The organism is Burkholderia sp. Ac-20384 (genome assembly GCF_017104605.1).
GTDB lineage: Bacteria > Pseudomonadota > Gammaproteobacteria > Burkholderiales > Burkholderiaceae > Burkholderia > Burkholderia lata.
The window spans coordinates 23,322-42,786 of sequence record NZ_JAAGPE010000058.1 but is presented as its reverse complement, the minus strand read 5'-3'; the positions used below and the strand labels follow the sequence as shown (position 1 = coordinate 42,786).

At 66.9% G+C, this 19,465-nt stretch carries 16 protein-coding genes; 7 read left to right on the top strand and 9 right to left on the bottom strand.

Going from position 1 to position 19,465, the window contains the following annotated elements:
* The first annotated feature begins 25 nt into the window (after positions 1-25).
* The 3 genes from G3O00_RS14060 to G3O00_RS14050 all read left to right on the top strand — a co-directional run bounded on the left by G3O00_RS14060 (position 26) and on the right by G3O00_RS14050 (position 6,076).
* Positions 26-802, top strand: a complete 777-nt coding sequence (locus G3O00_RS14060) for a class II aldolase/adducin family protein (protein WP_174943821.1) — start codon at positions 26-28, stop codon at positions 800-802.
* 51 nt (positions 803-853) lie between these two features.
* Positions 854-1,042, top strand: a complete 189-nt coding sequence (locus G3O00_RS14055) for a 4-oxalocrotonate tautomerase (RefSeq protein WP_011354745.1) — start codon at positions 854-856, stop codon at positions 1,040-1,042.
* A gap of 192 nt (positions 1,043-1,234) precedes the next feature.
* Complete coding sequence (locus G3O00_RS14050; RefSeq protein ID WP_206143311.1) at positions 1,235-6,076, top strand: NAD-glutamate dehydrogenase; 4,842 nt, start codon at positions 1,235-1,237, stop codon at positions 6,074-6,076.
* Between the two features lie 31 nt (positions 6,077-6,107).
* On the opposite strand, the gene G3O00_RS14045 is transcribed toward G3O00_RS14050, so the two are convergent.
* The 6 genes from G3O00_RS14045 to G3O00_RS14020 all read right to left on the bottom strand — a co-directional run bounded on the left by G3O00_RS14045 (position 6,108) and on the right by G3O00_RS14020 (position 11,234).
* Positions 6,108-6,965 carry a class I SAM-dependent methyltransferase gene (locus tag G3O00_RS14045; protein WP_206143310.1) on the bottom strand — a complete coding sequence of 286 codons (858 nt, stop codon included), beginning with the start codon at positions 6,963-6,965 and terminating at the stop codon, positions 6,108-6,110.
* Positions 6,966-6,972: 7 nt separating this feature from the next.
* Complete coding sequence (locus G3O00_RS14040) at positions 6,973-7,323, bottom strand: VOC family protein (protein WP_206143309.1); 351 nt, start codon at positions 7,321-7,323, stop codon at positions 6,973-6,975.
* A gap of 1 nt (position 7,324) precedes the next feature.
* Entirely contained in the window at positions 7,325-7,501 is a 177-nt protein-coding gene (locus G3O00_RS14035; RefSeq protein ID WP_039344130.1) for a ribbon-helix-helix domain-containing protein, read from the bottom strand.
* A gap of 91 nt (positions 7,502-7,592) precedes the next feature.
* Positions 7,593-8,423 (bottom strand): arylamine N-acetyltransferase, encoded by an 831-nt coding sequence (locus tag G3O00_RS14030; protein WP_206143308.1) that lies wholly within the window; start codon positions 8,421-8,423, stop codon positions 7,593-7,595.
* A gap of 125 nt (positions 8,424-8,548) precedes the next feature.
* Positions 8,549-9,235, bottom strand: coding sequence for a hypothetical protein (locus G3O00_RS14025; RefSeq protein WP_041493250.1), 687 nt, complete (start codon positions 9,233-9,235; stop codon positions 8,549-8,551).
* 514 nt (positions 9,236-9,749) lie between these two features.
* On the bottom strand, positions 9,750-11,234 hold the full coding sequence (locus tag G3O00_RS14020; protein ID WP_206143307.1) for an amidase: 1,485 nt from the start codon (positions 11,232-11,234) through the stop codon (positions 9,750-9,752).
* A 367-nt stretch (positions 11,235-11,601) separates the two neighbouring features.
* Here G3O00_RS14020 and G3O00_RS14015 point away from each other — a divergent pair, with 367 nt between their 5' ends.
* The gene (locus G3O00_RS14015) at positions 11,602-12,036 is read left to right on the top strand and encodes a universal stress protein (RefSeq protein ID WP_011354737.1); all 435 of its coding nucleotides are present in this window, start codon (positions 11,602-11,604) and stop codon (positions 12,034-12,036) included.
* Between the two features lie 623 nt (positions 12,037-12,659).
* Positions 12,660-12,908: a hypothetical protein gene (locus G3O00_RS14010; RefSeq protein WP_021161497.1), complete on the top strand. Its 249-nt coding sequence runs from the start codon at positions 12,660-12,662 to the stop codon at positions 12,906-12,908.
* A 66-nt stretch (positions 12,909-12,974) separates the two neighbouring features.
* On the opposite strand, the gene G3O00_RS14005 is transcribed toward G3O00_RS14010, so the two are convergent.
* Positions 12,975-14,363: a lysozyme inhibitor LprI family protein gene (locus G3O00_RS14005; RefSeq protein ID WP_206143306.1), complete on the bottom strand. Its 1,389-nt coding sequence runs from the start codon at positions 14,361-14,363 to the stop codon at positions 12,975-12,977.
* A 225-nt stretch (positions 14,364-14,588) separates the two neighbouring features.
* Between G3O00_RS14005 and G3O00_RS14000 the strand changes: the two genes are divergently transcribed.
* The gene (locus tag G3O00_RS14000) at positions 14,589-15,062 is read left to right on the top strand and encodes a nuclear transport factor 2 family protein (protein WP_206143312.1); all 474 of its coding nucleotides are present in this window, start codon (positions 14,589-14,591) and stop codon (positions 15,060-15,062) included.
* Between the two features lie 21 nt (positions 15,063-15,083).
* On the opposite strand, the gene G3O00_RS13995 is transcribed toward G3O00_RS14000, so the two are convergent.
* On the bottom strand, positions 15,084-15,839 hold the full coding sequence (locus G3O00_RS13995; RefSeq protein WP_206143305.1) for a BPL-N domain-containing protein: 756 nt from the start codon (positions 15,837-15,839) through the stop codon (positions 15,084-15,086).
* A gap of 362 nt (positions 15,840-16,201) precedes the next feature.
* On the opposite strand from G3O00_RS13995, the gene acnB reads away from it, so the two are divergent.
* Complete coding sequence (acnB, locus tag G3O00_RS13990) at positions 16,202-18,787, top strand: bifunctional aconitate hydratase 2/2-methylisocitrate dehydratase (protein WP_206143304.1); 2,586 nt, start codon at positions 16,202-16,204, stop codon at positions 18,785-18,787.
* Between the two features lie 119 nt (positions 18,788-18,906).
* Here acnB and G3O00_RS13985 read toward each other — a convergent pair whose 3' ends face one another.
* Positions 18,907-19,419 carry a DUF4274 domain-containing protein gene (locus tag G3O00_RS13985; RefSeq protein WP_206143303.1) on the bottom strand — a complete coding sequence of 171 codons (513 nt, stop codon included), beginning with the start codon at positions 19,417-19,419 and terminating at the stop codon, positions 18,907-18,909.
* Between the last annotated feature and the right edge of the window lie 46 nt (positions 19,420-19,465).

Below are 19,465 nucleotides of genomic sequence, written 5' to 3'. Positions count from 1 at the left end.
CGCCGCTTCACCCTCGGAGAACCCGATGTCGTCATTCGCACACCGTCCTGATGCCGTGAAACCCGGCGGCCCGATCTCGGACGCCGAACGCCGGATGCGCGTCGACCTCGCCGCCGCGTACCGGCTCGTCGCGCTGAACGGCTGGGACGACCTGATCTACACGCATCTTTCCGCGACCGTGCCCGGCGAGCCCGGCCACTTCCTGATCAACCCGTTCGGCCTCACCTTCGATGAAGTCCGCGCATCGAATCTCGTGAAGATCGACCTGGCCGGCAACCGGATCGGCGACAGCGAGCATGCGGTCAACGTGACGGGCTTCGCGCTGCACGCGGCCGTGCATGCCGCGCGCGCCGATGCCGTGTGCGTGATGCACCTGCACAATACGGCCGGCATTGCCGTATCGATCCAGCGCGACGGGCTGCTGCCCGCGTCGCAGCACGCGCTGCGCTTTCATGGCGACCTCGCGTACCACGACTACGAGGCGCTCGCGTTCTCGCCGGCCGAAGGCGCGCGACTGACCGCGAGCCTCGGTGCGAAATCCGCGATGCTGCTGCGCAACCACGGCACGCTGACGGTCGGCCGCACCGTGGCCGAAGCCTATGTGCTGATGGATACGCTGATCAAGGCGTGCGATATCCAGGTACGCGCGCAGGCTGGCGGCGGGCCGCTCGTGCTGCCCGACCCGGCCATCGCCGACCGCACCGCCGAACAGCTGCGCGACGGCGGCGCGATCGAAGGCGAACTGGAATGGCCGGCGCTGCTGCGCCGGCTCGACCGGATCGATCCGACGTATCGCGACTGACGCCGCCGGCTCCCCGCGAATCATTCACCCCAACCATCGGAGCATTCCGTCATGCCGACTTTCAATATCCAGCTCTTCGAAGGCCGCACCGTCGACCAGAAGCGCGAATTCGTCGAAGCCATCACGCGCGTCACATGCGAAACGCTCGGCTGCGCGCCGGGCTCGGTCGATATCATTCTCACCGACGTGAAGAAAGAGAACTGGGCGACGGCCGGGAAGCTGTGGAGCGACGAGCGCTGAGCGTCAAAGGCGGCGTCGTTTCGGCGCCGCGTGCCCTGCACTGATTCACCCACTGCAACGCCCACGACGGGCGCTGCACGCGGTCTCTCCAGGCCGCCGCTCGTTGTGCGCCCGCACATCGCTTTGTCACGCAATCGGCGCATAATGCCGGACAGACGCAGCAGCCGATGGCCACCCGACGAGGAGACCGCCATGGAAGCGAAGAACGAGGAAGTCGTCGCACACCTGCTCTCGGACGTCGTCGAATTCGCGCGCGGGCGCCTGCCCGAAGCCACGTTCCGGATCGTCGAACCCTTCCTGCGTCATTACTACGATTTCGTCGATGCCGACGATCTGCAAAGCCGCAGCATCGCCGATCTCTACGGCGCCGCGATGGCGCACTGGCAGACCGCCCAGAAATTCGTGCCCGGCAGCGAACGGCTGCGCGTGTACAACCCGATCCTCGAACAGCACGGCTGGCATTCCGACCACACGGTCATCGAGATCGTCAACGACGACATGCCATTCCTCGTCGATTCGGTGACGATGGCCGTCAACCGCCTCGGGCTCGCGCTGCACTCGGCACTGCACCCGGTCTTCCGCATCTGGCGCGGTCGCGATGGCGGCATCGAGCGCGTCGACGCGGGCGGCGCGACACCCGGCGACGGCCAGTCGCAGCTCGCCTCGTTCATCCATTTCGAAGTCGACCGCTGCGGCGATGCTGCGCTGCTCAACACGTTGCGCAACGACATCGCGCACGTGCTCGGCGACGTGCGCGCGTCAGTGGAAGACTGGCCGAAGATCGTCGACATCGCGCGCGCGACGATCAAGGAAATGAAGGCGCGCGAATCGACCGCGGAAGACATCGAGGCACGCGCGTTCCTCGAATGGATGGCCGCCGATCACTTCACGTTCCTCGGCCAGCGCGACTACGCGCTGGTATCGGACGGCTCGGGCTTCGGGCTCCGCGGCATCGAAGGCACCGGCTTCGGCATCCTGCGCGAATCGCTGCGCACGTCGGGCGCACCCGACGTCACGCCGCTGCCGCAGGCCGCCGCCGACATCATCACCGGCTCCTGGCCGATCTTCCTGACCAAGGCGAACTCGCGCGCGACCGTGCACCGGCCCGGCTATCTCGACTACGTCGGCGTGAAACTCGTCGGCCCCGACGGCAAAGTCGCCGGCGAGCGCCGCTTCATCGGGCTCTACACATCGACCGCCTACATGGTGTCGAGCGCCGAGATCCCGATCGTGCGCCGCAAGTGCGCGAACATCGTGCGGCGCGCGGGCTTCCTGCCGAAGGGACATCTCGGCAAATCGCTCGTGACGGTGCTCGAAACCTATCCGCGCGACGAGCTGTTCCAGGCCGACGAGGACCAGCTCTACGACATCGCGCTCGGCATCCTGCGGCTGCAGGAACACCAGCGCACACGCCTGTTCGTGCGCCGCGACCGCTTCGACCGCTTCGTGTCGTGCCTCGTGTTCGTGCCGCGCGACAAGTACAACACCGACCTGCGCCGGCGCATCGCGAAGCTGCTCATCGATGCGTACAACGGCGTGAACGTCGAATTCACGCCGCTGCTGTCGGAATCGGCGATCGCGCGCATTCATTTCGTCGTGCACGCGGAACCGGGCACGATGCCCGACGTCGACACGCGCGAGCTCGAAACGCGGCTCGTGCAGGTCACGCGCCGCTGGCAGGACGACCTCGCCGACGCGCTGCTCGACGCATTCGGCGAAGAGCAAGGCAACCGCCTGCTGCAGCGCTATGCCGACTCGTTCCCCGCCGGCTATCGCGACGACTATCCGGCACGCACGGCCGTGCGCGACATCGAATTGATCGAGCGCGTGAAGGATTCGGGGCAGCTCGCGATGAACCTGTACCGGCCGATCGAGGCCGAGGCGCGTGCGTTCCGCTTCAAGGTCTATCGCGCGGGCGACCCGATCGCGCTGTCGCGCAGCCTGCCGATGCTCGAGCATCTCGGCGTGCGCGTCGACGAAGAGCGGCCGTACCGGATCCAGACGCAAGATGCCGCGCACGCGTGGGTACACGACTTCGGCCTCGAACTCGCCGACGACACCGAGTTCGACATCGAACGCGTGAAGGGCCTGTTCGAGGATGCGTTCGACCAGATCTGGAGCGGCCGGATCGAGAACGACGACTTCAACCGCCTCGTGCTGCGCGCCCACCTGAGCGCACGCGAAGTGACGATCCTGCGCGCGTATGCGAAATACCTGCGGCAAGTCGGCTCGACCTTCAGCGACGCGTATATCGAGCGCGCGCTGACCGGCAACCCGGCAATCGCGCGGCAACTCGTCGAGCTGTTCCTGCTGCGCTTTGACCCGGCCACCGGCGACACGCGTGACGTGCAGGCCGAACGGCTGCTGAAGGCGATCGAAGGCGCGCTCGACCAGGTGCCGAACCTCGACGAGGACCGCATCCTGCGCCAGTTCCTCGGCGTGATCAACGCGACCGAGCGCACGAACTACTTCCTCGTCGACGCGAACGGCGAATCGAAACCGTACCTGTCGTTCAAGTTCAATCCGGCGAAAGTGCCGGGGCTGCCCGAACCGAAGCCGATGTTCGAGATCTGGGTGTATTCGCCGCGAGTCGAAGGCGTGCACCTGCGCGGCGGACGCGTCGCGCGCGGCGGCCTGCGCTGGTCGGATCGCCGCGAGGATTTCCGCACCGAGGTGCTCGGGCTGATGAAGGCGCAGATGGTGAAGAACGTCGTGATCGTGCCGGTCGGCTCGAAAGGCGGCTTCGTCGTGAAGAACCCGCCGCCGCCGAGCGATCGCGAAGCGTGGATGCGCGAAGGCATCGCATGCTACCAGACCTTCCTGCGCGGCCTGCTCGACCTGACCGACAACCTGGTGAGCAACGCGATCGTGCCGCCGCCCGACGTCGTGCGTCACGATCCGGATGACCCGTACCTGGTCGTCGCCGCCGACAAGGGCACGGCCACCTTCTCCGACTACGCGAACGCGATCTCGCACGAATACGGCTTCTGGCTCGACGACGCGTTCGCGTCCGGCGGCTCGGTCGGCTACGACCACAAGAAGATGGCGATCACCGCGCGCGGTGCGTGGGAATCGGTGAAGCGGCACTTCCGCGAGATGGGCATCGATACGCAGACGACCGACTTCACGGTGGTCGGCGTCGGCGACATGTCGGGCGACGTGTTCGGCAACGGGATGCTGCTGTCGCCGCATATCCGGCTCGTCGCCGCGTTCGATCACCGGCACGTGTTCCTCGACCCGAACCCCGATCCTGCGACGAGCTTCGCCGAGCGTGCGCGCATGTTCGCGCTCGAACGCTCGAGCTGGGCCGACTACGATCCGGCATCGATCTCGTCGGGCGGCGGCGTCTACCCGCGCACCGCGAAGACGATCCCGCTGTCGCCGGCCGTGCAGGCCGCGCTCGGCATCGACGCGCACGCGCTGCCGCCGGCCGAGCTGATCCGCGCGATCCTGCAGGCGCCGGTCGACCTGCTGTACAACGGCGGCATCGGCACCTACGTGAAGGCCGCGCGCGAAACCCACCTGCAGGTCGGCGACCGCGCGAACGACGCGGTGCGCGTGAACGGCACGGACCTGCGCTGCAAGGTGGTCGGCGAAGGCGGCAACCTCGGCTGCACGCAGTTCGGCCGGATCGAGTTCGCGCAGCGCGGCGGCCGCATCAACACCGATGCGATAGACAACTCGGCCGGTGTCGATTGTTCGGATCACGAAGTCAACATCAAGATCCTGCTCGGGCTCGTCGTGTCCGACGGCGAGATGACCGAGAAGCAGCGCAACGCGCTGCTCGCGGAAATGACCGACGAAGTCGGGCTGCTCGTGCTGCGCGACAACTACTATCAGACGCAGGCGCTATCGATCGCCGGCCGCTATGCGGTCGAGCTGCTCGACGCCGAGGCGCGCCTGATGCGCTGGCTCGAACGCGCGGGCCGGCTGAACCGCGTGATCGAATTCCTGCCGACCGACGATGAAGTGGCCGAACGCCAGGCCGCGAAGCTCGGCCTCACGTCACCGGAGCGCGCGGTGCTGCTCGCGTACAGCAAGATGTGGCTGTACGACGCGCTGCTCGAATCCGACGTGCCCGAGGATCCGCTGGTGGCCGCGATGCTCGTCGACTACTTCCCGAAGCCGCTGCAGCAGCGCTTCAGCGAACCGATGCGCCGCCATCCGCTGCGCCGCGAGATTCTCGCGACGCACCTGACCAACGCGCTCGTGAACCGCGTCGGCTGCGCATTCGTGCACCGGCTGATGGAAGAAACTGACGCGAAGCCCGGCGACATCGTGCGGGCGTGCATCATGGCGCGCGACGTGTTCGACCTCGATGCGGTGTGGCGCGACATCGACGCGCTCGACAACCGCGTCGCCGACGACGTGCAGGCGCGCATGTTCGTCGACGTTGCGCGGCTGCTGGAGCGCGCGGCGCTGTGGTTCCTGCGGCACCTGCAATCCGGCGCGGTGGCCGATGGTGGCGTCACCGAGCTGATCGCGCGCTGCCGCGACGCGGCGGAGCGGCTGGCGCCGCAACTGCCGTCGCTGCTGCCGGCCGACGATCTCGACGCGCTGTCCGAACGGCCGCGCGTGCTGGTCGAAGCCGGCGTCGACAGCGCGCTGGCGGTGCGCGTCGCAAGCGGCGACATCTCGGCCGCGCTGCTCGACATCGCCGAAGTGGCCGCGACCAGCAACCGCAGCCTCGAACTCGTCGCGGGCGTCGATTTCTCGCTCGGCACGCTGCTCAATTACAGCTGGATCGGCGAGCGCGCGGCGACGCTGCCGACGCCGACGCACTGGGACATGCTGGCGCGCGCGGCCGCGCTCGCGGAAGTCGCGCGCCTCAAGCGCACGCTTGCGGCGAGCGCGCTCGCGGAATCGCCGGATTCGACCACACCGGAGACGATCGTGGGCGCGTGGCGCGCGCGCCGCGAAGCCGCGCTCGTGCGCTACGAGCACCTGCTCGCGGACCTGCGCGCGTCGGGCGGTGCAAGCCTCGCGGTGCTGCTCGTGGTCGTGCGGGAAATGGCCGTGCTCGAACGGGCGTGATGGTCAGCGTGGTCGCTTTGGTCGCGACGGCTCAGACCGTCGCGACCAGCAGCTCTTCCGCGTTGTTCGGCGGCCGCAGGCCGTCGGTGCGATCGGCGAAGTAACGACGCGTCAGATCGGCGGCCGATACGTGCGCCGCGTGCGCGAAACCGGCCTCCCGCGCGAGCGCCTGGATCTGCGCCGGCATGAAGAAGCTGATGAACGGCGTGCCGCTGGCGCGCGCGCCCTTCGCGGCCATTTCCAGCCCGGGGCGCACCTCCGGATCCGCATTCTCCAGCGGCAACAGGAACGTCATCGCGAGCGTCGAGCCCGGCGCGAGCGACGCGACTTCGCGCAACGCGGCCGCATTCGCTTCGTGCGTCAGATACATGCTGACGCCGGTGGACACCACGACCGCCGGCTTGCCCGCATCGAAGCCCGCGCCGACGAGCGCGGCCCGCCACGACTGTTTCGCCTCGAAATCGACCGGCACGAAACGCAGCCAGTCGGGCACGCCGAAACCGAGCTCGACCAGGCGGCGCTGCTTCCACGCCTGCGGCGCGGGCGGATCGACTTCGAAGACGGTCACGCGCGACGCCATGTCGGGCCGGCGCTGCACGAAACTGTCGAGCCCCGCGCCGAGGATCACGTACTGGTTCACGCCGCGCGCGGCCTGCTCGACCACCCAATCCTCGATGAAGCGCGCCCGCGCGACGATCGACGCACGGAACGGCCGCGTGAACTGCGGATCCATGTCGCCGCGCTGCTGCCAGCCGGGTTCCGGCGCGAGCAGTTGCAGCCCGACTTTGTCGGCGAGCACCGGCGGAGCATCGAGTTCGACGTGCAGTGCGCGCCACAGCGCGACGCGGGCGGCGGTGCTGTCGGGAGCGTTCGCGCGAGGTTCGGTCATGGCCGCCTCACGCGCCCTGCTTGCCCGGCGCCTGCAGGCGCCATACGCGGCCGTCCGGATCGCGCACGGTCATGTCGCGCGTGCCCCAGTGGGTGTCCTCGAACGGCGTGACGACGTCGACGATCGGCTGCGGCTGCACCGCCTGCTCATCCGCGACCTTGAGCACGACCTGCATGTCCGGCGTCTCGCTCGACGGCACTTCGGCGATGAACAGAAAGGGGCCGTCGCCGCTGCGCAACTGGCCCGACTGGTGATCGGTTTCGAACTCCAGCGTGAAACCCAGCGCCTGGAAGAACTTCGCCGACTTGCCCCAGTTGTGCGTCGTCAGGTACACGGCTTCGATTCGCTCGGATGACATGTCACTCCTCCTTGGTGGACGGCCCCGCGCCCGGCGGCGGCGCAGCCAGGTACGCGCGCAATGCGTCGGCCACCAGCGCGGACAGCGATTGCTCCGTTTCGATGGCGCGATGCTTGACCTGCCGGATCAGGCTGAGCGGCAGGTACACGTTGAACTGCTTCACTTCTTCGTCGGTCATGTTGGCTAGTATGCTAGCAATCTAGCAAATGTCAACCGCAGGTGCGGCACGCGTGTGCGGGACGCCGTTGGCAATCGATCGTGAATCCGGGTTACGCCGCGGCGCGCGCTACCAGCCGTGCGAACAGCGCGTCGAGATCGAATCCTGTCGTGTCGATGCCGATCGTGTCGCGCAGGCACGCGCCCCATGCGGCCGCATCGTCGAACGTGACGGTGCGCCCGACGCCCGCCGCATCGCGGATCGTCAGCGTGGTGTTGCGCAGCGCCGCACGGCCGTCCGGCAGCACGCGGCAGGCGATCAGGTTATGCAGGAAGATCGATTCGGGATACGTCGACGTGAACCAGTTCGCGGCGTCGTAATCGATCCACTCGACCCGCTTCGGCTGGAAGCGATAGGTGGTCTGCCAGCCGTCGGGTGTCTCGATCTGCATGTCGAATTCACCGTCGACCGGCGCGGCGACGACGCGGAACACGCCGTGCGGCGTCAGCTGCCGCTCGTCCGGCACGAAACGCAGCGGCGCGGTGAGCGTCGCGCTGCCGAAGCCGATGTCCGCGAGCCAGGCCGCGCCATCGAGATCGATGCGCAGCAGCATGTGCGTATGCGCGGTGGCGGCTTCCGGCGGCTGCATCCAGCGCACACGCGCGATCATCGGCGTCACGCGAAAACCGATCGCCGTGAGCGCGGTGTAGAACAGCTTGTTGAGTTCGAAACAGTAGCCGCCGCGGCGATGCGCGAGCACCTTGTCGACGATCGAAGGCAGGTCGAGCGCGACGCGCGCACCGGTCAGCGGATTGAGGTTTTCGAACGGAATCGCCTGCGGGTGCAGCAGATGCAGCTGGCGCAGCACGTCGAGCGTCGGCTCGACCGGGCCGTCGTAGCCGATGCGGGAGAAATAGCGCGAGAGGTCAAACGAGTCTGTCATGAACCTGCACCGAAAAAAGGGACACGCCACGATAGCATCGTGCGGAATCCCCATGTTGTGCGGGGCCATCTTCGCGTCGCGCGCGATGCCGGCACCGCATCGCGCGCGCGTGGCCCCGCGCAACGTTACGGCAGCAGCTTCAACGCGGACGATGCGACCGACGGCACCGAAATGCCCTGGCTCGTCGCGAACTGCACGGCCTGGCTGAGCGTCGTCGCGAGCGACTGCAACTGGCCCGGCGCGCTTTGCGCGATATACGACGCAGCCTGCATGTTCTGCGGATTCAGGCCCGACTGCAACAGCGATGCCGCGCTCGTCGAGCCGAGATTGCCGAGCCCCGACTGCAGTTGCGAATACTGCGTGAGCCCCTGCCCGAGCGACGCGAGGCCGTTGCTGAACGCCTGCTTGTCGATCGGCCCGTGTGTCGCGCCACCGCTCGCGAATGCCTGGCCGAGCGCCTGCGACACCGATTGCTGCGCGCCGCCCATCTGCGACAGCGCGGCCGGCGTCAGCGCATCGCCGCCGGTCAGTTGGCTCGCGGCCTGCTGCGCCTGCCCGGCCGCGCCGGTCAGCCCCATCGCCGACGCGAGCGACGACTGGCCGGTCAGCACCTGCTGGTTCGCACCGACATAGGCCTGCAGCAATTGCGCGACGCCGCCCTGCGCGGGTGCCGCCTGCTGCTGCCCGCCACCGAGCAGCGATGCGCCGAGCGACTGCAGGTCGAGCTGCGCGTGCGCGGTGCCGCTTGCCAGGATGCCGAACGCGATGCCTGCCGTGGCCAGGTGCCGGCCCGTCGCGCGAATCTGCTTCATGTGTTGTCCTCGTGCCCGAATTGTTGAGGCCGATATTGTCGAAGCGCGCCGCGCGCGGCCGCAACGACTGAAACACATCGAAACGAAATCACGCGGCGTGGCCGCTTGCAATTCCGCGACCGGCGTACGTGCTTGAGGAGATTCGTCCGCGTTTGCCGGGCGATTTCCGGGCGTGTACCGAAATTCGTTCTCGCGCCGCATCAATCGATCGCGGCGGTTGCCGGCTTGCGCAGGCGATGCCGGAGGTGGCCTGCCAGCCATCCCGCATGTCGCACTGCACATCGAGCGCTCGATCGCCAGGAGCAGCAGCGACACGGAACGTGCTGCGCAGCGTCGATGACATGACGCCATACCATCGCGCAACACGCCGTGCTCGGCGTGACACGCGCCTGCGAACAACACGTTCGAGAGTCAAAGCAAAACGGGCGGCTTTCCGCCGCCCGCTTTCCCATCTGCCATGCGCGATCCGCAACCGGCTTTGGCTTCCAGCTATCAGCTATCGGCCATCAACGCGTTACGCAGCCATCCACGCCGGCAACCGCCCGCCGACCAAGTCAGCCGCCTGCTCGTAGCCGCGCGCGAGTTGCAACACGGCGAGATCGGCACGCGGACGCCCGATCAGCTGCATCCCCATCGGCAGCCCCGCGTCGTTGAAGCCGACCGGCACGCTGATCACCGGGCAGCCGGCCAGCGTCCACGGCACGACCGTTTCCATCCAGCGGTGATAAGTATCCATCGGGCGGCCCGCAATCTCCTTCGGCCAGCGCTGGTCGACGTCGAACGGGAACACCTGCGCGGTCGGCGCCGCGATGAAGTCGTAGCGGTCGAAGAAGCTGAGAACGGCCTGGTGCCACGCGGTGCGCTCGACGCTCGCGTCGAACACCGCGGCGCCCTGCATAGCGAGCAGCCCTTCGATCTCGTAGATCGCCTCGGGCTTCAGCAGCGCGCGCCGCGCCGGGTCGCGATAGTGCGCCAGCAGCCCGCCGCCGGACAGCAGGTGCCGGTGCGCAAGCCACAGGCGCCAGATCCGGTCGGGCGCGAACGCCGGCAGCGCGGCATCGACGTCGCAGCCGATCTCGCGCAGCGTCGCCAGCCCCTGCTCGCACAGCGCGAGCACACCGGCCTCGGTCGCGAGATAGCCGTTCCAGTCGCCGACCCACGCGATGCGCTTGCCGCGCAGGTCGGCGTCGAGCGGCTGCGCGAACACGGCCGGATCGTCCGCGAGCGACAGCGGGTCGTTGCGGTCGTAGCCGGCCTGGATCGCGAGCAGCTGCGCGACGTCGCCGACCGTACGGCCCATCGGCCCTTCGATGCCGAGCTGCTGCACGAACACGTCGACGCCCGGCCAGCGCGGCACGCGGCCCTGCGACGGACGGAAGCCGTAGATGTTGCAGAACGCGGCCGGATTGCGCAGCGAGCCGCCGAAATCGCTGCCGTCCGCCACCGGCAGCATCCGCGACGCGAGCGCCGCCGCCGTGCCGCCGCTGCTGCCGCCCGCGCTCTTGGTCAGGTCGTACGGGTTGCGCGTCGCGCCGTAGACCTCGTTGAACGTGTGCGAGCCGAGCCCGAATTCGGGCGTGTTGGTCTTGCCGATGAAGATCGCGCCGGCCGCGCGCATCCGTGCCACGCCCACGGAATCGGCCTGCGGCACGTTTTCGCGGAAGATCGGCGAGCCGTAGGTCGTCCGCAGCCCCTTCGTCATCGCCAGATCCTTCGGCGCCTGCGGCATCCCGTGCATCCAGCCGTGGTACTCGCCGCGCGCCAGCGCGGCGTCCTTTTCCGCCGCCTCGGCGAGCAGCGCGTCGCGGTCGCGCAGCGCGACGATCGCGTTGACCGCGCCGTTCACGCGCTCGACGTGATCGAGATACGCGCGCATCGTCTCGACGCACGACACGGCCTTGCCGCGGATCGCCGACGCGAGCTCGCTCGCCGACAGGCGCACGATCGGGTCGACGGGGATGGAAGCGGGAGCGAGAAGCTGCGGGGCGCCGTGCGGCATGCGGAGTCTCCTGGAATCGGAATGGAATGGCGGGCCGCATGGCGGCGGTTGCTCCCTAACCGGCCGGGAGCGGCCGCGCCGCGGCCGATGCACTACTCTACGCGACGTCGAATCGGCGACCTCCGATATTTTCCGCCGCGATTCATTGCGGTTCCGACTAAATCGGGGCGGCGGGCCCCGCTTTGCGCGCGCCGCCCCGGTCGATGAAATCGTTTATGCGCATAAACTTAAATTTCTTATATTTCTATTAGGCGCGCCACGAGGCGGCACGCGTTAACGACATTTTTACGCGGCCGCCCGTTCTCTTTAGATCGTTCGGCCCGGCGGGGCGCTACGCTGGAATCATCTCGTTTCCTGGACAACGTTCATGCTCAAGCTGCTGGTTCCGGTCGGCCACTCTCCCCGCTCGCTTCAGGCGGTTCGCCACGCGACCTTCCTGTATCGCGAACGCTGCGCGTCGGAGATCGTGCTGATCAACGTTCAGGCACCGCTCGAATCGACGCGGCTCGAGGCCTACCATCCGCTGTCGCGGCTGCGTTCGATCGAGGAGAAGTTCGCGTCAGACGATCTGGCCATGGCCGAGCGGATCCTGCAGGAAGCCGGCGTCAAGTACAGCGTCGTGATGAAGGTGGGCCCGGTGGCCGATACGATCGCGTCCGTCGCGGCCGAGACGGGGTGCGACGAGATCGTGGTCGTCGCGCCGCGGCACGACCCGTTGCATGCGCTGATGTCGGTGTTCCGCCGCAGCGTGATGAGCCGGCTGGTGCGGATTTCAAACGTGCCGGTCACGGCCGTGCAATGACGGGAATGACGCGCGGTGGCGCGTCGAGGGCTCGTTCGCTGACGCGCCCCGGGTTTGCAACGTGCGGTGCGACCCGTGTGCGCGTTACCGCTCGCACGCGCACCGGCGTTCACGCTGCGCTCAATCGATGACCTTGCGCCAGAACACGAAATAGGCGGCGGCCGACGATGCAACGAGCAGGATGGCCCACATCGGGGCGAGGCTGATCAGGACGGAAGAGACGTTAAGCATTTGGATTCCTCACTAATTGGATAGCGATGTTCAACACGCACCTGCTTGCCGGAACCGATGCGTTCGTCCGCGATCGCGTTCCGTCAAATCATGCATTCATGCTATCGCTTTGAACCGCCGCGCAACCGCCCCCGCCCGTCCGTACCCTGACATTCGTCAAACTCCCGTGAATCGCGCGCCTGTCGCGCAGACAACCGTCGCGCGAATGCCTCGCCGCCCGTCCGGTTTCGCCTGCCACGCGCACTGAAGCCGCGATTCCCCTCCTCCCGCAAACCACGAAAAACGGGACAGGATCACCCGGCGCCCCCATTTCAGCGGACGTTTACCGGGGGAACCCCCAAGTGCTTCGTCGAACGGGTCCGCGTTACGCTTGGGCCACGAGGAGACGAACCATGAGACGAGCCGTACATATCGCTGTTTTCGCCCTGCTGGCATATCTCATTGGCGATCGCGCGATCCTGCATGCGCAGGGCCGCGACACCAGCCCGCTTGCGTGCGAACAAGGTGCCGCGCAGGTGAAGGTCGACGCGCTCGGCCGCGGCTTCGGCGAAGCAGCCGCCAGCAGCCAGGGCGAAGCCTTCATGTCGGGCTGCCTGGTGACGGGGCGCGGCAACCAGGATGTCGCGCTGGCGAACCGTTGACGGGCGTCCGGTGAGGCGCCGGTCGCGCTCGGGTCACGACGGCTGAACCGGAGCCGCGCGCCTGGATCAATTCCCGCTGTTGACGGTCATTTGCTCGATCGACGTCGCGACGGACGTCACGGTCCGGATGCCGTTCACGCTGAACGTCTGCTCGCGGTCCGACTCGTCGCGGGGAAGACGCATCGACAACTGCGCGACCAGGCCATCCTTCCGGTAGTCGCCAAACCAGTCGATCAACCTGCCGATGTAGCACGTGTCGCCGACATGAACCGCCATGTCGCCGACGATCTCGTACGCGTAGTGGCCGGGCCCGTAGCTCGAATAGTCGCTGCGATCGTCGCCCTGCACCGACGGCGGGATCGGACACAGCGGGGTATCGGAGCCCGCATCGCGCGCGGTGCTGTCGCTCACGTCGTGCAGCGCCTTGTCGAGCGCCGCGTGCAGCTTGCCGTCAAGCACCGTCGAACCGGTCTTGCCTTCATTGCGCTGCTCGATCGGCACCGACAGGCGGTAACGATAATGCACCGTCAGTTTCGGCACCTGGCCAACGACGGTAAACGGCCGCAGCAGGTAAAACTCGTCCATGCCGTAGTGGCTGTCGCGATACAACGCATAGACGCGCCCGCGCAAGCGAATCCATTCACCGGCCTGGTTCGCGCCGCGGCCATTCGTCGTGTACAGGCTGCGGTCGAGCGCCTCGTTCGAATCGCCGGACACCTCGAACTTGCCGCCCTTGCGGCGCAAGACATCGACCGACGACCACAACCCGGTTCCGTTCGCCGCCGATTCGACGACCAGATCGCGCTGCCCGTCGCCGTCGAGGTCGATCAGCGTGTAGGACGCGCCCATCGCGGTGTCGTCCACCCCGCTACCGCTCGGCGACGCCTTCAACGCCCGCCACTCGTCGGCCGTCACGCCGCCGGGGCGCGCCGTCGGCAAAACCGCCCCCTGCCCGTCGCTGGCGTCGCTCGAAAAGCGCGTCACGCCGTTCGTGATCCGCAACCGGTCGATCACTTTCTCGACCGGCGAGCTTGAATCCGCGCGGCGCGCCTGGTCGACGAGCGCGCGCAAGTCGTCGAGCGCAGCCTTGTCTTCGGCGTCGGGGCGATAGGCAAGCACCGTGGCGAGTTGCGATTGCAGGTCGCCGATCCGCGTCAGATAGCGCTGCTCGAGGCAACCGTGATCGGCGCCGCATTGATCACGGGTCTTCAGCCAGCTGAGCTGCGCGGTGCGCAACACGGCACGCTGCCCCTGCGGCAATGCATCGGACAGTTTCCGGTAAAAGACCGACAGCCTGCCGTCGTCCAGATGCAGGTCGTTCGATGCGCAGACGGCTTTTTCGGTCTGGCTGGTTGCCTGCGCGCAGTCGAGCCCTGCCGCGAAGGCCTGGGGCGCATGAGCAAGCAGCACGAGCAGAAACGTGCGCCGCAACGAGGCTTCAAAGCGGAATGTCATGAGTGGGTTCCCGGCAGCCGACGCGCGCGCTCGGGTCGACGCGCAATCGGCCTCCAGCGCCGGATTGTCCGTCAAATGACCGGCCCGTGGAACAGCCGCGAGCAACCGCTACGCGCCGCCGCTGCCATCGGCGACAGCCCGTTTGATTTCCGCTACAGTGGCTTGCCCGGCATCCGGCCGCCGCGTCGAGACCCCGCTTCATCGCCAACGACAACACACCCAAAGATGAGCCACCCACACACCGAGTTGATCCAGCGCTTCTATACGGCGTTCCAGCAGCGCGACATCGACGGGATGCTCGCCTGCTATGCCGATGACGTCGTGTTCAGCGATCCCGCATTCGGCGAGCTGCGCGGCGACCTCGCACGCGACATGTGGCGCATGCTGGTCGCGCGGGCACAGGACTTTTCATTGACGTTCGGCGACGTCGCCGCGGATCAGCAGGCCGGACGCGCCGAGTGGATCGCTCACTACCGCTTCACCGCAACCGACCGGATGGTGGTCAACCGGATCGACGCGCGATTCCGGTTTCGCGACGGACGCATCGTCGAGCATCGCGACAGCTTTGACCTGTGGCGCTGGGCGCGTCAGGCGCTGGGGCTGAAAGGCGCGCTGCTCGGCTGGACGCCTTTCATGCAACGCGCGATCCGCACGCAGGCGCGGAAGAACCTCGACGCGTATCGCGCCAAGCGGAAATAAGCGGAAGTCGCACACACGCCGTCATGGCTTCATCGTCGCGTCGATCAGGTCGTCGGCCATGTCCGCCCGAATGCCGTCCGGGTTCTTGAGCCCGTTCTGGCGATACCAGCTTTCGTCGGCTTCGGGATGCGGGCCGACGAGCCCGACGCGCCCCTTGCCGTAGCGATAGGTCGCGGCCGCGATATCGCGGTTCGGATAGGTCGCCAGCACGACCGCGCCGGGGGCGGCCGGGAGCATCGCGCCGTCCTGGAAGTAGATCCAGCGTTTTTTCCCACGCCATACCACTGGCGTCACCGTGTCCGCGATCCCGTGGAGCGTCGAGCCCGGCCGGTCGACCTCGGAGTCGAACTCGCCGGCGACCAGCCCGAAACCCGGGTCGCCCGCCAGGTAGGCGCCCATGCAGATGCCCAGATAGCGCCCGCCGTTCGACACGTATTGCCGCACGGCCTTGATCGAATGCTTTCCGATGCTGGCCGCCGCACCGGGGATGTCCTGCCCGCCGCCCGGCTGCACATAGAGCGCCGCGCCGGCCAGGACAGCGGGCGTGATCTTGAGTTTCTCCGCCGGCCCGACGTAGATCACCCGGAACGGGTGGCCCGATTCCCGCAGGCGCTGCGCAATCGTCTCCGGGCAGCCGTCGCACGCGGCCGGGCCGCGATAGACCAGGGCGACGGGACGGCTGGCGGAGCCACTTGTTTCATCGTCGGTCGTGGCCGCATGAACGACCGACGACGCGACGAGCGCCACCACCACGAAAATCGATTCTCTGGATCGCATGTTCTTGATCGACAGGATTCAAGGGCTCGCGGCCATCCAGGACATTCCAGGACAAGGCGACCAGCACACGCCGATGCTCGCTCCGCTTTTTGAAACCCGATTGAAAGTCACGTGAAACAGAGCGTAGGCGCGCGAAAGCCGCCTGTGTGTCACGTTTCTTGCATGCTTGTGCAGATATCTGCGCTGTCGCCCCCCCGCGCCACCTCGCTTTCCCGCGTGCCGACACCAACTCTTATATAAGACATAAGACATTTGACGTCAAAGCGCATTGAGATTAGAATCCCGCTGCAAAGCAGTGCCTGGAACAGCCCCGGAGTGCCGGCAAGGCCTTCCCCTCAAACGCAATATCAGCAGGTCTCCCCATGCTTGAAAACTTTCGTGCTCACGTGGCCGCCCGCGCCGCGCTCGGTATTCCTCCCCTGCCGCTGACGGCTCAGCAGACCGCCGAACTGGTGGAACTGCTGACGAACCCGCCCGCCGGCGAAGAGCAGACGCTGCTCGACCTGATCACCCATCGCGTACCCGCAGGCGTCGACGAAGCCGCCCGCGTGAAGGCCGGCTTCCTGGCCGCCGTGGCCAAGGGCGAGACCGCCTGCCCGCTGATCTCGCGCGAACGCGCGACCGAACTGCTCGGCACGATGCTGGGCGGCTACAACATCCAGCCGCTGATCGAGCTGCTGTCCGATGAAGCCGTCGCTGCCGTGGCCGCTGACGCACTGAAGAAAACCCTGCTGATGTTCGACCAGTTCCATGACGTCAAGGAACTCGCCGACAAGGGCAACGCGCATGCGAAGGCCGTGCTGCAAAGCTGGGCCGACGCCGAATGGTTCACGAGCCGTCCGGAAGTGCCGCAAAGCCTGACCATCACCGTGTTCAAGGTGACGGGCGAAACCAACACCGACGACCTGTCGCCGGCCCCGGACGCCACCACCCGCCCGGACATCCCGATGCACGCGCTGGCGATGCTGAAGAACGCACGCCCGGGCATCACGCCGGAAGAAGACGGCAAGCGCGGCCCGATCAAGTTCATCGAATCGCTGAAGGAAAAGGGTCACCTGGTCGCCTACGTGGGCGACGTGGTCGGCACCGGCTCCTCGCGCAAGTCGGCCACCAACTCGGTGCTGTGGTTCACCGGCGAAGACATCCCGTTCGTCCCGAACAAGCGCTTCGGCGGCGTGTGCCTCGGCAGCAAGATCGCCCCGATCTTCTACAACACGATGGAAGATGCCGGCGCGCTGCCGATCGAGCTCGACGTGTCGCAGATGGAAATGGGCGACGTGGTCGAACTGCGCCCGTACGAAGGCAAGGCCCTGAAGGACGGCAACGTGATCGCCGAATTCCAGGTCAAGTCCGACGTGCTGTTCGACGAAGTGCGCGCCGGCGGCCGCATTCCGCTGATCATCGGCCGCGGCCTGACCTCGAAGGCGCGTGAAGCGCTGGGCCTCGCGCCGTCGACGCTGTTCCGCCTGCCGCACCAGCCGGCCGACAGCGGCAAGGGCTTCTCGCTCGCGCAGAAGATGGTCGGCCGTGCATGCGGTCTGCCGGAAGGCCAGGGCGTGCGCCCGGGCACGTACTGCGAACCGAAGATGACCTCGGTCGGCTCGCAGGACACCACGGGCCCGATGACCCGCGACGAACTGAAGGATCTCGCGTGCCTCGGCTTCTCGGCCGACCTCGTGATGCAGTCGTTCTGCCACACCGCCGCTTATCCGAAGCCGGTCGACGTGAAGACGCACCAGACGCTGCCGAACTTCATCAGCACGCGTGGCGGCATCGCGCTGCGCCCGGGCGACGGCGTGATCCACTCGTGGCTGAACCGCATGCTGCTGCCCGACACCGTCGGCACTGGCGGCGATTCGCACACGCGCTTCCCGATCGGCATCAGCTTCCCGGCCGGCTCGGGCCTGGTCGCGTTCGCGGCCGCCACCGGCACGATGCCGCTGGACATGCCGGAATCGGTGCTGGTCCGCTTCAAGGGCAAGATGCAGCCGGGCGTTACGCTGCGTGACCTCGTCAACGCGATCCCGCTGTATGCAATCAAGCAAGGCATGCTGACGGTCGCCAAGCAAGGCAAGAAGAACATCTTCTCGGGCCGCATCCTCGAAATCGAAGGCCTGCCCGACCTGAAGGTCGAGCAAGCGTTCGAACTGTCGGATGCGTCGGCCGAGCGTTCGGCAGCCGGTTGCTCGGTCCACCTGAACAAGGAACCGATCATCGAGTACCTCAACAGCAACATCACGCTGCTGAAGTGGATGATCGCGCAGGGCTACCAGGATCCGCGCAGCCTGCAGCGCCGTATCCAGGCAATGGAACAGTGGCTGGCCGACCCGCAACTGCTGTCGCCGGATGCCGACGCCGAGTACGCGGCCGTCATCGAGATCGACCTCGCCGACATCCACGAGCCGATCGTCGCGTGCCCGAACGACCCGGACGACGTGAAGACGCTGTCCGACGTCGCAGGCGCGAAGATCGACGAAGTGTTCATCGGTTCGTGCATGACCAACATCGGTCACTTCCGTGCCGCGTCGAAGCTGCTCGAAGGCAAGCGCGACATCCCGGTCAAGCTGTGGGTCGCGCCGCCGACCAAGATGGACCAGAAGCAGCTGACCGAAGAAGGCCACTACGGCGTGTTCGGCACGGCCGGTGCGCGTACCGAAATGCCGGGCTGCTCGCTGTGCATGGGTAACCAGGCTCAGGTGCGCGAAGGCGCGACGGTCATGTCGACGTCGACCCGTAACTTCCCGAACCGTCTCGGCAAGAACACGAACGTGTATCTCGGCTCGGCGGAACTGGCGGCGATCTGCTCGCGTCTGGGCAAGATCCCGACCAAGGAAGAGTACATGGCCGACATGGGCGTGCTCAACGCGAACGGCGACCAGATCTACAAGTACATGAACTTCGACCAGATCGAAGACTTCAAGGAAGTGGCCGACACCGTGCAGATGTAAGCACGCGGAGCGGGCTGCGGCGGGCGGTTGACGTCGCAGCACACCACGCAATGGCGTCGCTGGCTGAATGCCCGCGGCGCCATTTTTTTATGCGGTGCCGATAGGTAATCGCAGCACGGTCAGTCGTAAAGCGCGGAAATCCGCTCGACGACGTCGAGCGGCAAACCTTCGTCGTACCCTTCCGCCTCGTCGAGATCGACATACTCACGGCCGTTCGTCGGCTGCAGCATCAGCGCCGGCACCGGCCGCGCGACCGGTACGTCCGGATAGTCGTTCGGGCCCGCGCCGTCGAAGTCGTGCGGATCGAACCAGATCCCGTGATCGGCGTAGTAGCCATCGGCATAACGCTGCTCGACTTCACGCGCCAGCCGGAACCTGTCCAGTTGATAGGATGCGTCGCCCAGGTCGCTTTCGTTCGCGTACTGCACGAACCACGCGGCGCCGAGATTCCAGTAGATCAGCAGCGCAGTGGCGCGATCGATGTGGCGGTTGTCGAGCAGCCAGCGCAGCGCACGGCCGTTGCCGTCGTAATTGGAGCGCGCGGCGAAGCGGTGCCATTGCTCGGGCGTCGCACCCTCGAGCCAGGTGCGCACGATGTCCCACACCTTTTGTTCGATTTCGGAATCATCCATGGACGGCGGCCTCGCGGAAGGGTGAATGGCGGAAAAGCGTCGAATG